Origin of the sequence: Massilia niastensis DSM 21313 (genome assembly GCF_000382345.1) — a bacterium.
Classification (GTDB): Bacteria; Pseudomonadota; Gammaproteobacteria; order Burkholderiales; family Burkholderiaceae_D; genus Telluria; species Telluria niastensis.
Genome location: NZ_KB908081.1, coordinates 70081 through 83269, shown reverse-complemented (window position 1 = coordinate 83269; position 13189 = coordinate 70081). Strand labels below are relative to the sequence as shown.

Annotated in this window: 11 protein-coding genes; 9 read left to right on the top strand and 2 right to left on the bottom strand. The window is 66.2% G+C overall.

Annotated elements, in window-relative coordinates:
* Nucleotides 1-59: 59 nt before the first annotated feature.
* Nucleotides 60-3416, top strand: coding sequence for a CheR family methyltransferase (locus tag H162_RS30155; RefSeq protein ID WP_020652398.1), 3357 nt, complete (start codon nucleotides 60-62; stop codon nucleotides 3414-3416).
* Nucleotides 3417-3431: 15 nt separating this feature from the next.
* On the opposite strand, the gene H162_RS0105220 is transcribed toward H162_RS30155, so the two are convergent.
* Together H162_RS0105220 and H162_RS0105215 are read right to left on the bottom strand one after the other, a co-directional pair.
* Nucleotides 3432-4574: a DUF3616 domain-containing protein gene (locus H162_RS0105220; RefSeq protein WP_020652397.1), complete on the bottom strand. Its 1143-nt coding sequence runs from the start codon at nucleotides 4572-4574 to the stop codon at nucleotides 3432-3434.
* Nucleotides 4575-4659: 85 nt separating this feature from the next.
* Nucleotides 4660-6312, bottom strand: a complete 1653-nt coding sequence (locus H162_RS0105215; protein ID WP_020652396.1) for a 3-(methylthio)propionyl-CoA ligase — start codon at nucleotides 6310-6312, stop codon at nucleotides 4660-4662.
* 184 nt (nucleotides 6313-6496) lie between these two features.
* Between H162_RS0105215 and H162_RS0105210 the strand changes: the two genes are divergently transcribed.
* The 8 genes from H162_RS0105210 to H162_RS0105175 all read left to right on the top strand — a co-directional run bounded on the left by H162_RS0105210 (nucleotide 6497) and on the right by H162_RS0105175 (nucleotide 13116).
* Nucleotides 6497-7984: a protein adenylyltransferase SelO gene (locus tag H162_RS0105210; RefSeq protein ID WP_156885477.1), complete on the top strand. Its 1488-nt coding sequence runs from the start codon at nucleotides 6497-6499 to the stop codon at nucleotides 7982-7984.
* An 18-nt stretch (nucleotides 7985-8002) separates the two neighbouring features.
* Entirely contained in the window at nucleotides 8003-8398 is a 396-nt protein-coding gene (gene msrB / locus H162_RS0105205; protein WP_020652394.1) for a peptide-methionine (R)-S-oxide reductase MsrB, read from the top strand.
* 13 nt (nucleotides 8399-8411) lie between these two features.
* Nucleotides 8412-9041, top strand: coding sequence for a septation protein A (locus H162_RS0105200; RefSeq protein WP_020652393.1), 630 nt, complete (start codon nucleotides 8412-8414; stop codon nucleotides 9039-9041).
* The gene (locus H162_RS0105195) at nucleotides 9038-9319 is read left to right on the top strand and encodes a BolA family protein (protein WP_020652392.1); all 282 of its coding nucleotides are present in this window, start codon (nucleotides 9038-9040) and stop codon (nucleotides 9317-9319) included. Before H162_RS0105200 ends, H162_RS0105195 begins: the two co-directional genes overlap by 4 nt.
* A 110-nt stretch (nucleotides 9320-9429) precedes the next feature.
* Nucleotides 9430-10209: a peptidylprolyl isomerase gene (locus H162_RS0105190; protein ID WP_020652391.1), complete on the top strand. Its 780-nt coding sequence runs from the start codon at nucleotides 9430-9432 to the stop codon at nucleotides 10207-10209.
* An 82-nt stretch (nucleotides 10210-10291) separates the two neighbouring features.
* A complete protein-coding gene (locus H162_RS0105185) occupies nucleotides 10292-11068 on the top strand; it encodes a foldase protein PrsA (protein ID WP_026354252.1) in 777 nt (258 codons plus the stop codon).
* Nucleotides 11069-11527: 459 nt separating this feature from the next.
* Nucleotides 11528-12391 (top strand): hypothetical protein, encoded by an 864-nt coding sequence (locus H162_RS0105180; RefSeq protein ID WP_026354251.1) that lies wholly within the window; start codon nucleotides 11528-11530, stop codon nucleotides 12389-12391.
* An 80-nt stretch (nucleotides 12392-12471) separates the two neighbouring features.
* Nucleotides 12472-13116, top strand: a complete 645-nt coding sequence (locus H162_RS0105175; protein WP_020652388.1) for a hypothetical protein — start codon at nucleotides 12472-12474, stop codon at nucleotides 13114-13116.
* Nucleotides 13117-13189 lie beyond the last annotated feature (73 nt).

Below are 13189 nucleotides of genomic sequence, written 5' to 3'. Positions count from 1 at the left end.
CGCCCCCTTTCTTGCACTATAATTTTTCGTGATCCCGTATCGAACAGGGCGGCCCCGTCATGGAAATCCACCAGCCAGATCAGGCCCCGCCATCCACCCCGCCGCCGCCGCTTCCCTTCCCGATCGTGGGCATCGGCGCCTCCGCCGGCGGCCTGCAGGCGCTGACCACGCTGCTGGAAAACATGCCGCCCGCTCCGGGCATGTCGCTGGTGGTGATCCTGCACCTGGCGACGGACCAGCCGAGCGCGGCGGACAAGGTGCTGCAGGGCGCGACCGGCATGCCCGTGGTGCAGGTCAACCATGCCATGCCCATCCTGCCCGAACAGGTGTATGTGATCCCGCCGGGACGCGCCCTCAAGATGCGCGACGGCTGGCTGCTGCTCGAAGAGCTGGACCGCAGTTCGCCGCGCCCCGTGACGATCGACATCTTCCTGCGCAGCCTGGCCGAGGTCCACGCCCAGCATGCCATCGGCATCGTGCTGTCCGGGATGGGCTCGGACGGCACGGCCGGGCTCGCCGCTATCAAGGAAATGGGCGGCGTGACCATCGCCCAGTTGCCGACCGACGCGGAACAAGGCAGCATGCCGCGCTCGGCCATCGACTCCGGGATGGCCGATTTCGTCCTGGGCGCAGCCGAGATCCCGCGCAAGCTGGTGGAATTGCGCGACATCTCGAACGCCATCCGGCAGAAGGTCCGGGAGGGCCACCGGCCCGGGCTCGACGAGCCGGCGCCGTTCGACATGGGCCCCCAGCCCGAGGCGGCCCTGCGCGACGTGCTCGCCCTGCTGCACGCCCGCACCGGGCACGATTTCACGCACTACAAGCGCCAGACCCTGCTGCGCCGGCTGGAGCGGCGGCTGCAGGTGCGGGGAGCGCCCGACCTGGTGGCCTACCACGCGGTCCTGCAGAAGGATTCCAGCGAAGCGCGCGCCTTGCTGAAAGACCTCCTGATCGGGGTCACCGGCTTCTACCGCGACCGCGAGGCCTTCGACGCGCTGCAACGCATCGTGCTTCCCGAGATCTACCGCTCCGTCCATCCCGACCAGACGGTGCGGGCCTGGGTGGCGGCCTGTTCCACCGGCGAGGAAGCCTACACCCTGGCGATGATGCTGGCCGACCGGAACACGGGCAAGGACGTCCAGCGCCCGTTCCAGGTGTTTGCTTCCGACATCGACGAGCAGGCGATCCATGCCGCACGCCTCGGCCTGTATCCGGCGTCGATCGCCGAACATGTGCCTCCCGGGCAGCTGGAACGCTATTTCACCCTCGAAGCCAACCAGTACAAGGTACGCAAGGCGCTGCGCGACCAGGTCCTGTTCGCCCGCCACAACCTGCTGCAGGACCCCGCCTTCTCGCGCCTCGACCTGATCAGCTGCCGCAACTTCCTGATCTACCTGAACCGCGAGATGCACCGCCAGCTCCTGCAGCAGTTCCACTTCGCGCTCAATCCCGGCGGCTACCTGATGCTGGGCAGCGCGGAGTCGGTCGACGCGGCGGCGGACCTGTTCGCGCCGGTGGATGCCGCCAACCGGATCTACCAGGCCAGGCCGGTGTCGCGCGACCCGCCCGGCCTGCCTGCAATGCCCGCCGGCGTGGCCCGCCCGGCGGGCGCCCCGAAACCTGCTTCCATGCTCCCGGGCAGGCGGCGCGGACGGCTGTTTTCGTTTGGGGAGATCCATCTGCACAAGGTGGCCGCGCTGGCCCCGCCCAGCATCCTGCTCGATACGGCCGGCGACATCGTCCATGTGTCGGAGCACGCCGCGCGCTTCCTGCACCAGCCCGGCGGCCAGCCCACGCGCGAACTCGTGGCCCTGGTGCTGCCGGAATTGCGGCTGGCCTTGCGGGTGGCCCTGTTCCAGGCGCAGAAGGGCGCAAGCCCGGCCAGCTCGGGGCCGGTGCGCTACGAGCGGCATGGCGAGGCCCGCGTGGTCGACATGCGGGTCCTGCCCTTCCAGGACGAGCATGCCGACGGCGCGCTGATGCTGGTCGAGTTCCTGGACGCGCCGGAGGCGCCGGCGCAGCCGCTTGCGGCGCCTTCGCCGCAGGAGAGCGGCCTGGCACACCAGCTCGACGAAGAATTGCGGCTCACCCGCAGGAAGCTGCAGGAGACCATCGAGCAGGCGGAGAGCCACGGCAGCGAGATGCGGGTCTATGCCGAGGAAATGCAGACCTCGATCGACGAGCTGCGCGCCAAGGCCGATGAGATGGAGCGCAGCAACCGCGAGCTGCGTTCGAGCCTCCAGGAACTGATGGCCGACAACCGCCAGCTTCGGCTGAAAGCCGAGGAGGCCACCAAGGCCCATGACGACCTGGGCAACCTGATCGCGTCGTCCGGCGTGGCGACGATCTTCCTCGACCGGGACATGCGGATCCTGCGCTATACCCCGCGGATCGCCGACTTCTTCAACGTGATCCCGTCGGATATCGGACGCCCGCTGCCGGACATCACCAACAAGCTCGATTATCCGCAGCTGGCGGCCGAGGCGGCCGAGGTGTTCGAGACCCTGCAATCGATGGAGCGCGAGGTGCACACCGGCGATGGGCACGACTACATCGTGCGCGTGCACCCCTACCGGACCACGGCGGACCGGATCGAGGGCGCGGTCATGACCCTGTTCGACATCAGCAGCCGCCGTGCGGCCGAGGAAGCCCTGCGCGAGAGCGAGTCGCGGCTCTCGGCGGTGTTCGACAGCCTGCCGGTCGGGGTCGGGGTGTCGGAGGCCGACGGCGTGCTGCTGCTGTCGAACCAGCAGATGCGCCGCTACCTGCCGACCGGGATCATCCCTTCCCGCGACGACGACCGCCTCTGGCGCTGGCGCTCCCACCATCCCGACGGCAGCATGGTCAGGGGCCGGGACTTTCCCGACGCACGGGCGCTGCGCGGCGAGCTGGTGGTGCCGGGCATCGACATGCTGTACGCCCGCGATGACGGCCGGGAAATCTGGACCCAGGTGGCGGCCGCCCCGGTCCGCGACCACCAGGGACGCCTCACCGGCCAGGCGGTCGTGGTCGTTACCGACATCGACGCGCTGAAGCGCGCCGACGCGGCCGTGCTCGACAACGACGCCCGCCTGCGCGGCCTGCTCGAGGGGCTGGCGCAGGCCGTGTGGGAAGCCGACGCCGAGGGCAGGATCGTGTCCGATTCGCCCAGCTGGCGCGCCTATACCGGGCAGACCCCGCAGCAATGGCTGGGCGACGGCTGGACCGATGCGATCCATCCGGACGACCGCGGCTACGTCCTGCAGCAGTGGCGCGACGCCCTGGCGGCGCGCCGTCCGGTGAACGCCGAATTCCGGCTGCAAGGCCCGCAAGGCGGCTGGCGCCGGACCTGGGTCCGTGCGGCGCCCCTGTTCAACGCCGACGGCAGCATCCGCAAGTGGGTAGGCATGAACGTCGATGTCGAGCAGCGCAGGTAGCGCCGCGGGCGCCCGTCAGCCCTTTCCCTTCTTGCGCCTGGGCAGCGGGAACACATCGGCCACCAGGATGCTTTCGCCGATCTGGCGGCTGGCCGAGGCCGCGTCATGGACCACCATCAGCGCCTCCTCGGCGCCGCCGCGCGATTCAAACAGGGTCATGCCTTCCGGATGGTCGACGCCCTCGCCGTAGGGCAAGGCCAGCACCCGTTCCAGCTTGTCCGCCGGCACCACGGTTTCCTTGTCGGGCTGGGCGCCGCCGGGCCAGCGGTAGACATGCACCGGCCCGTCCAGGTCCATGGTGGGCCCGGCCAGGATCAGGAGGTCCTTGCCCTGCACGCACAGGTCGCGAATGCCGAGCCCGCCGAGGTCGAGGAAATGCTTGCGGTACATCCGCTCGTCGCCATCGAGCGGCGCCAGGCGCAGCAGGCCGGGCCCCTCGTCCACGAGGGCCACCTCGACGATCGCGGCCCAGCCGCGCAGCACCGGCCCGCGCAGCCCCAGCAGCAGGTGCCTGCCGGCGATCGCCAGTCCCTCGATGTCGAAGCCATTGTCCTTGCCGGGGATGGCCAGGAAGGGGCCGAAATGCTCGTCTTCCTTGAGCAGCGCCGTCAGTTCGTTGCCGTGCTGGTCGCCGCGCAGCATGGCGGCGGTGCGCTGCTTGCCTTTCTGTCCGGTCTCCTTGACCAGGGTGTAGCCGCCCTCTTCCTCGACGATCGGAATGCGCGCCAGCAGGTAGCGGTTGCCGTCCGAACTCACCGAGGCCAGCCGCTTCTGCGCCTTCTTCGCGCCGTCGTCCGCCCTGGGCTGCTTGCGGCGCAGGCTGTGCGAGCCGGTCAGCCACATGTATTTGTTGTCGCAGGCCAGGCCTTCGATGTCGGCCTCGTTGATCTCTTCGGCGCTCTCGCCGCTGGGCGGCAGCGGAAGCGGCAAGAAGTCATGCAGCGCGAACTGCCTGTGGTCGCGCGTGAAGCTGCTCTTGCCGGTGCTGTCCTCGGCCGCCAGGGTGAGGCGCTCGACGCTCAGCGACTCGTCGTTGGCCAGCCATAAGGTATTGCCCATGCGCAGGGCCACCGACAGGCCGTCGCGCAATTCCTTGTCCTTGGTGAGATTGTCGCGTTCGGGGTGGAATTCCAGCAAGACGATATTCGACGGGTGCATGCACTATCCTCTCGTGACCGGTTATCGCAGAGCATACCGCGATTGGCGGCCCCGCGGCGCTACACCGGTCACGCGGCAGCCCTTTTCACGCCGTCGGCAGGCGGTGCTCGTGGTAGAGATCGCGCAGCCGGTTCTTCTGGATCTTGCCGGTACCGCCCACCGGCAGGCTGTCGGCGAACACGACATCGTCCGGCACCCACCACTTGGCCACCTTGCCCTCGTAGAAGGCCAGCAAGTCCTCGCGCGCCAGTTCCATGCCCGGGCGCCGCACCACCACCAGCAGCGGCCGTTCGCTCCATCTGGGGTGCGGTACGCCGATGCAGGCCGCCTGCAGCACGGCCGGATGGGCCATCGCGATATTCTCCAGGTCGATCGAGCCGATCCACTCGCCGCCGGACTTGATCACGTCCTTGCTGCGGTCGGTGATATGCAGGTAGCCGTCGCCGTCGATGGTCGCCACGTCGCCGGTCGGGAACCAGCCGTCCTGCAGCACATCGCCCTCGTCGCTGCGGTAATAGCCCGACACCACCCACGGTCCCTTGACCAGCAGGTGGCCATAGGTCGTCCCGTCCCAGGGCAGTTCGCCGCCGTCGTCGTCGACGATCTTCATGTCGACCCCGTAGATCGCATGGCCCTGCTTGCGCAGCACCGCGCGCTGTTCCTCGGCGGGCAGCGCGGCGTGCCGGTAGCCCAGGGTGCAGGCCGTGCCCAGCGGGGACATCTCGGTCATGCCCCATGCATGCACGACCTGGACCCGCAGCCGGTCGATCAGGGTATCCATCAAGGCCGGCGGACAGGCCGAGCCGCCGATCACGGTGCGGCGGAAGGTCGAGAAGCGCAGGTCGTTCTGCAGCACGTGGTTGACCAGGCCCAGCCAGACCGTCGGCACGCCGGCCGAGAAGCTCACGCCCTCGGCCTCGAACAGCTCGTACAGCGACTTGCCGTCCAGCGCCGCGCCCGGATAGACCATCTTGGCGCCGGACAGCGGCACCGAGTACGGCAGGCCCCAGGCGTTCACATGGAACATCGGCACCACCGGCAGCACCACGTCGGACGACGAGACGTTCAGCGCGTTCGGCATCGCCGAGGCGTAGGCATGCAGCACCGTCGAGCGGTGCGAGTACAGGGCGCCCTTCGGATTGCCGGTGGTGCCGGAGGTGTAGCACAGCGAAGCGGCCGAGCGCTCGTCGAACTGCGGCCAGGCGAAGTCGGGGGGAGCGGCGTCGACCAGTTCCTCGTAGCACATCAGCATCGGGATCCCGGTGTTGGCCGGCATGTGCTCGCGCCCGCACAGCGCGACATAGCCCTTCACCGTCTTGCACTGGCGGGCCATGAGCTCGATGGCCGGCAGGAAAGTCAGGTCGAAGAACAGGAACTGGTCTTCGGCATGGTCGACGATATAGGCGATCTGCTCCGGATGCAGGCGCGGATTGATCGTGTGCAGCACCGCGCCCGAGCCGGACACGCCATAGTACAGTTCCATGTGGCGGTAGCCGTTCCAGGCCAGGGTCGCCACCCGCTCGCCCGTCTTCACGCCGAGCCCGGCCAGCGCATGCGCCAGCTTGCGCGCGCGCCGCTCGCAATCGCGGTAGGTATAGCGGTGGATATCCCCTTCGACGCGGCGCGAGACGATTTCGGTATCGCCATAGTGGCGCGCGGCGAACGCGAAAATGCTGGAAATGAGCAGTGGCTGGTCCATCATCTGGCCCATCAGCGGACTCATCGGATACTCGGTCATTGGCTCTCCCGTGGACGGTTTGGCAACATAAGGGAGTGTGATCCGCGCGCCGCCGGCGCGTCAACGCCTTTCCATGATGCAGCGCACCACTTCATGCAGTCGGGTAACCGGATGTAAGCACGATGCGCAGGCGCACCCGTGCGCCGATAGAATCCGCACGGTACGGTAGAATTCCGCTATCTCTTTGACCACCTGTACTGGAGCCGCCATTACTGCTGACGAACTTCCACTGAACAATTCGTTCGCCGAGTTGCCGCCATCGTTCTACACGCGCCTGATGCCGACGCCGCTGCCCGCGCCCTATTTCATCGCGGCCAGCGGCCCGGCGGCCGCCCTCATCGGGCTGGACGCGCGCGCGCTCGAGAACGAAGACTTCGTTGCCGTCTTCACCGGCAACAAGGTCGCCGTGCGCTCGCAGCCGCTGTCCGCGGTCTATTCGGGCCACCAGTTCGGCGTCTGGGCCGGGCAGCTGGGCGACGGCCGCGCCATCGTGCTGGGCGACATCGCCACGCCGCATGGCCCGATGGAGCTGCAGCTCAAGGGCGCCGGGCTGACGCCGTATTCCCGCATGGGCGACGGCCGCGCCGTGCTGCGCTCCTCGCTCCGCGAATTCCTGTGCTCCGAGGCGATGGCCGCGCTCGGCATCCCGACCACCCGCGCCCTGATGGTGACCGGCTCGCCCCAGTCGGTCGTGCGCGAGACCGTCGAGACCGCCGCGGTCGTCACCCGCATGGCGCCCTCCTTCGTGCGCTTCGGCTCCTTCGAGCACTGGCGCTCGCGCGGCAAGCAGGACGAACTGCGCACCCTGGCCGACTACGTCATCCACACCTTCTATCCCGAGTTCGCCGGCGCCGCCAATCCCTACCAGGAATTGCTGGCCGAAGTCACGCGCCGCACCGCGCGCATGATCGCGCACTGGCAGGCGGTGGGCTTCATGCACGGCGTCATGAACACCGACAACATGTCGATCCTGGGCCTGACCCTGGACTACGGCCCGTTCGGCTTCATGGAAGCCTTCGACGCCAACCACATCTGCAACCATACGGACCAGGGCGGCCGCTATTCCTATGCCAACCAGGTGCCGGTGGGCCACTGGAACTGCTATGCGCTGGCGAACGCCCTGCTGCCCCTGATCGGCACGCCCGAAGAGGCCGAGGCGGCGCTCGACCTGTACCGGCCGGAGTTCGGGCGCAAGCTCGACGAGCTGCTGCACGCCAAGCTGGGCCTGGTCGAGGCGCGCGACGAGGATGGCGCCCTGTTCGACGACATGTTCCAGCTGCTGCAGGCGAACCATGCCGACTTCACGCTGTTCTTCCGCCGCCTGGGCGAGCTGCGCGTCGACGAACCCGGGCTGGACGCGCCGCTGCGCGACCTGTTCATCGACCGCGAGGCCTTCGACGCCTGGGCCGTGCGCTACCGCGAACGCCTGCGCGCCGAACACAGCGTCGATGCGCGCCGCCGCAGCGCGATGCACGCCGCCAATCCGAAGTATGTGCTGCGTAACTACCTGGCACAGGTCGCCATCGAAAAGGCGCAGAATGGCGATTATTCGGCCGTCCACCGGCTGCTCGCCGTGCTCGAGCGGCCATTCGACGAGCAGCCCGAGAACGAATCCTATGCGGCGCTACCGCCCGACTGGGCAGCCCACCTCGAAGTGAGCTGCTCCTCCTGACCGAAGAGAAAGAAGATCATGACCGACAAAGTAAGCAAGACCGACGTCGAATGGCGTTCGCAGCTGGACCCGATCGAATACCAGGTGACGCGCCATGCGGCGACCGAGCGCGCCTTCACCGGCAAGTACTGGGACCACCATGAGCATGGCATCTACCACTGTGTCTGCTGCAATACGCCGCTGTTCGAGTCGGACGCCAAGTTCGATTCGGGCTGCGGCTGGCCCAGCTATTTCCGCGCCCTCGACCCCGCCAACGTGATCGAAAAGGACGACCGCAGCCACGGCATGGTGCGCACCGAGATCATCTGCGCGGTCTGCGACGCCCACCTGGGCCACGTGTTCCCGGATGGCCCGCCGCCGACCGGCCTGCGCTACTGCATCAATTCCGCCTCGCTGCGTTTCGAACCGATCTGAGGAACTGTTTACGATGAAATTCCTGTTCGACCTGTTCCCGGTCCTTCTCTTCTTCGGCGTATACAAATACGGCGAAAACAACCAGGACTGGGCCCACGGGCTGGCCACCCAGTACCTCGGTTCCCTGATCGCCGGGGGCGCGGTGCCGGCCGAGCAGTCGGCGATCCTGCTGGCCACCGCCGTCGCGATCGTCGCGACCATCTTCCAGATCGGCTACCTGCTGGTGCGCGGACGCAAGGTGGACGGCATGCTGTGGCTGTCGCTGGGCGTGATCGTGGTCGCCGGCGGCGCCACCATCTACTTCCATGACGAAACCTTTATCAAGTGGAAGCCGACCATCCTGTACTGGGCCTTCGCCGCGGCCCTGCTGGTGGCCCAGGTGTTCTACCGCAAGAACCTGATGCGCACCGTCATGGAAGCCACCGTCAAGCTGCCCGATCCGGTCTGGGCCCGGGTCGGCTATGCCTGGATGCTGTTCTTTATCGCCATGGGCCTGCTGAACCTGCTGATGGCCTTCGTGGTGTTCCGTACCGATACCAGCGCCTGGGTCAGCTTCAAGCTGTTCGGCTTTACCGGTATCTTCTTCGCCTTTGTCGTGATCCAGACTTTGATGCTTTCAAAATATATTCAGGAGGATGCATGAACACCGAAAATCGCACCGAGCGCGTCCGCGCCCAGCTGCAGGCCGCACTGGCCCCTTCCGTACTGGAAATTACCGACGACTCGCACCTGCATGCGGGGCATGCGGGGGCGGCCTCGGGCGGCAGCCATTACAGCCTGAAAATCGTCTCGGAGCGCTTCCAGGGGCTCAATCTAGTCATGCGCCATCGTCTTGTGTATGATGCCGTGCACGAAATGATTAACAAGTCGGAAATCCATGCGCTCGCCATCACGGCGCTCGCACCTTCCGAGCAGTCCTGAGGGGTCGGCTTCAGGCTGATTTAAGTAAACTCTCCGACAATTGATCGAACTGCTAGTTACAAGAACTAATCTAATCTCGTCCAAGCAACTCTCCCGTCACAGGAACACACATGACTTTTAAGCCAGCACGCCTGCTGTTAGCCCTGATCGCCGTTGCCGCGGCCCCCGCCTTCGCGCAGAACCTCGCTGTGGTGAACGGCAAGCCGATCCCCTCGTCGCGCGCCGACGCGGTCGTCAAGCAGGTCGTGGCACAAGGCCAGGGCCAGGATTCGCCGCAACTGCGCGAAGTGATCAAGAAAGACCTGATCGCCCGTGAAGTGCTGATGCAGGAAGCCATCAAGCAGGGTTACGACAAGAAGCCGGAAGTCAGGCAGGCGCTCGACCAGGCGCGCCAGGCCATCGTCGTCAACCAGCTGGCCCGTGACTACATCACCAAGAACCCGGTGACCGACGCGGAGATCAAGGCCGAGTACGACAAGTTCAAGGCCCAGACCGGGGACAAGGAATACCATCTGCGCCACATCCTGGTCGACAGCGAAGCCGACGCCAAGGCGATCATCGCCAAGCTGAAGGGCGGCGCCAAGTTCGAGGAACTGGCCAAGCAGTCGAAGGACACGGGCACCGCCAACAATGGCGGCGACCTGGACTGGGCCACCCCGGCCTCGTTCCCGCCTGAGTTCGCTGCTGGCTTCACCAAGCTGCAAAAAGGCGGCGTCACCGAGACCCCGGTCAAGACCGCTAACGGTTTCCACGTGATCAAGCTCGACGACACCCGCGCCGCCAAGCTGCCGTCGATGGAGGAAGTCAAGCCGCAGATCCAGGATGCCCTGGCCCAGCAGAAATTGCAGGCCTACCAGGAGCAAATGGTCAAAAAGGCAAAGGTGCAGTAATATGTGCCGTCGCCGGCGCTGAACCGGTGCCGGATTTCGTCGCCCGCGGCGATACTTTTCGAGTTTATATAGGATGTCAACAATGATTTTGAAGCCAGCCCGCCTGTTGTTAGCCATGACCGCAATGGTTGCCTTGCCAGCACTCGCGCAAAACGTTGCGACCGTCAATGGCAAGCCGATCCCGGCGGCCAAGGTAGACCAGCTGGTCAAGCAAGTCGTCGCCCAGGGCCGCGCCACCGACACGCCGCAACTGCGTGATGCCATCAAGCGTGACCTGATCGGCCGCGAAGTGTTGATCCAGGAAGCCGACAAGCAGAACATCGGCGCCCGCGCCGACGTGAAGGCAGCCATCGACAACGCCCGCCAGAGCATCATCATCAACGCGATGCTGGCGGACTACGTCAAGAAGAACCCGGTCAAGGATGCCGACATCAAGGCCGAGTACGACAAGTACAAGTCCACGGTGGGCGACAAGGAATACCACGCTCGCCACATCCTGGTGGGTACCGAAGACGAAGCCAAGGCCATCATCACCAAGCTGAAGGGCGGCGCCAAGTTCGAAGAGCTGGCCAAGCAGTCGAAGGACGGCTCGGCTGCCAACGGCGGCGACCTGGACTGGGCAAGCCCGGCAGCCTACGTGCCTGAGTTCTCGAAGGCCATGACCTCGCTGCAAAAAGGCGCCATCACCGAGACCCCGGTGAAGACCCAGTACGGCTTCCACGTGATCAAGCTGGAAGACACCCGTGCAGCCAAGATCCCGGCACTGGAAGAAGTCAAGCAGCAGGTCGCAGAGCAGCTGCAGCAGCGCCAGCTGGCCACCTACCGCGAGAGCCTGGTCAAGAAGGCCAAGATCCAGTAATTACTGGATTGCTCCTCAAAAAAGCGCCTCTTCGCAGGCGCTTTTTTTATGGGCTTTTCACGGACAAGCGAAAAGCGAAAAGCGATCTGGCATTCAGGGTCAGGTCTGTCATTCGGACGTGGACGCACAATTCTTGCGAAATCCCAAAGCGCCTTTTAGATAAGCTGAAACATTTTTCCTCTTTCCGGCATGGTCCGTCATGCGCGGATGTCGATGACAAATGCGAGGCGAGCATTGACGGGTTCGGAATAAACAAATCAGCATTTTGAGATATATCAAAGGTGCTCGATCGGTGTCCGAATGACAGACCTGACCCTGATTCGATTTTTCCATGACCCGTCTCCGGCCGCCTGTACGGGAAGCCCTTAGGGGCGGACCCGAATGGTCAAACCGTCCGCAATTGCGGATACTCCCCGACCGTTGGGTGGCGCAGTCGCGCTGTTGGCGTTCAGAGAAAAAATGGATCTTACTAAAAACTTTGTCAAGGCGAAGCGTCCCTGCATGGACGGCTTTCGCTGGTTCCTGCAGCATCACCGGAACGGGTGCGACTACCAGCCCTTGCTCGATGCGCTGGTGGCCGGCGGGCGGGTGGATGACGCCTGCTGGCTGCTGGCGCAGTTCGGGCCAACCGACGCGGTCCTCGCCGTGGACGCCATCGAGGCCGATGCGCTGGTGTTCGCCGGGACCCTGGAAGTGCGCGGCAACGTCGCGGTCGGAACGGTGCTGCGCGCCGGACGCGCGATCCGGGCCGGCGGCGGCATCCGGGCCGGCCAGTCGATCGCCAGCGGCGAGGACATCAAGGCGGGTGGCAGCATCCATTCCGGCGGCACGCTCGATGCCGGCGGCAGCATCGGGGCACGCTGGGGCATCGAAACACGGGGCAAGCTGCGTGCCGCAGGCGACGTGCGCGCCGAATGGGAGCTTGTCTGCGGCGGCGCCCTGGCGGCGGGCGGGAACTGCTTCTCCGGCCAGGATATCGGCGCCGGCGGCGCCGTCGACTGCGGCAAGAGCCTGCGCGCCGGCGGATCGATCACCGGCCTGGAATCCATCCGCGCCGGCCACGGGATCGAGTCAGGGGCCTCCATACTCTGCCATCGGCATCTCGAGGCGGGCTGGGGCATCAAGGCCGGCCGGGCGATCGTCGCCCACGGCGCGATCAGGGCGGGCGAAAGCCTGCAGGCGGAGGACGAGATCCAGGCCGGCGCCGGCTATGGCGTGTATGCCGGCCTGATGGTCCACGTCGATGCGTGGGAAGCCAGCGCATCGGTGCGCGCCAGCTCGAAGCCGGCCCGTCTGCTGAGCGGATGGTGGAGTGGCAGCTGACCCGGCCCAGCGCGCATGCGATCGCGGCGACAGGACAGCTCAACGCGTGATCCCGCAGAAAGGACCTTCCCTTGCATACTTTGTTCGCCCCGTTCGCGGGCATGCCGTGGTTCGGCCGGCCGGCCGAGCTGCGCATCGAGGTCAGCCAGCGACCGGACGAGCTGCAGCGTGAGCTCGACGAGCTTTGCGCGCGCATGCACCGGCGCGGCGATGCGCTGCATGGGCTTGCGGTCATCGGCATCGATTTTCCGGGACTGGTGTTCCGCTATCGGGAAGCCGATGGCGAACACTATGTCTACGCGGTGGACGCCGCGCGCCGCTGCCTGGCGGGCTACACCGTCCTGAACCGGCTGGTGGAAGTCAGCCGCCGCGCCGACCGCCACCTGCGCGCGCCGCACTCGAAGTACGCCGTGCCGTATCAGGGTCGCGGCATCGCGACTGCCGTCTACCGCTGGTGGCTCGATACCGGCGCCTGCCTGATCAGCGGAGCGCGCCAGTCGCGCGGCGCCCACGCTCTCTGGCATTCCCTGGCCCGGCGCTACCAGCTCCTGTATGTCGAACTGCGCGACAAGTCCTTGCGCTGCCTGGGCAGCGAGATCGACGCCCGCATCCGTGACGACTTGCACACACGGATGATCCTGCTCGGCAGGGAGCGCGACCTGGACTGGCTGGCAACGCATGCCGGCATGCTGCTGCAGGACGCCGGCAGCGCCCGCACGCCATGACGGGCATGGACCGTCGAAACAGGACATAAAAAAAGCGCCTCCGCAGAGGCGCTTCCGTGTTGACGTCAACCGA

Bases quoted from the DNA above. Each gene is read 5' to 3' on its own strand.
- msrB (WP_020652394.1), top strand. From the start codon at position 8,003: ATGACCGACAAAGTAAGCAAGACCGACGTCGAATGGCGTTCGCAGCTG.
- H162_RS0105200 (WP_020652393.1), top strand. From the start codon at position 8,412: ATGAAATTCCTGTTCGACCTGTTCCCGGTCCTTCTCTTCTTCGGCGTA.
- H162_RS30155 (WP_020652398.1), top strand. From the start codon at position 60: ATGGAAATCCACCAGCCAGATCAGGCCCCGCCATCCACCCCGCCGCCG.
- H162_RS0105195 (WP_020652392.1), top strand. From the start codon at position 9,038: ATGAACACCGAAAATCGCACCGAGCGCGTCCGCGCCCAGCTGCAGGCC.
- H162_RS0105180 (WP_026354251.1), top strand. From the start codon at position 11,528: ATGGATCTTACTAAAAACTTTGTCAAGGCGAAGCGTCCCTGCATGGAC.
- H162_RS0105190 (WP_020652391.1), top strand. From the start codon at position 9,430: ATGACTTTTAAGCCAGCACGCCTGCTGTTAGCCCTGATCGCCGTTGCC.
- H162_RS0105215 (WP_020652396.1), bottom strand. From the start codon at position 6,312: ATGACCGAGTATCCGATGAGTCCGCTGATGGGCCAGATGATGGACCAG.
- H162_RS0105220 (WP_020652397.1), bottom strand. From the start codon at position 4,574: ATGCACCCGTCGAATATCGTCTTGCTGGAATTCCACCCCGAACGCGAC.
- H162_RS0105185 (WP_026354252.1), top strand. From the start codon at position 10,292: ATGATTTTGAAGCCAGCCCGCCTGTTGTTAGCCATGACCGCAATGGTT.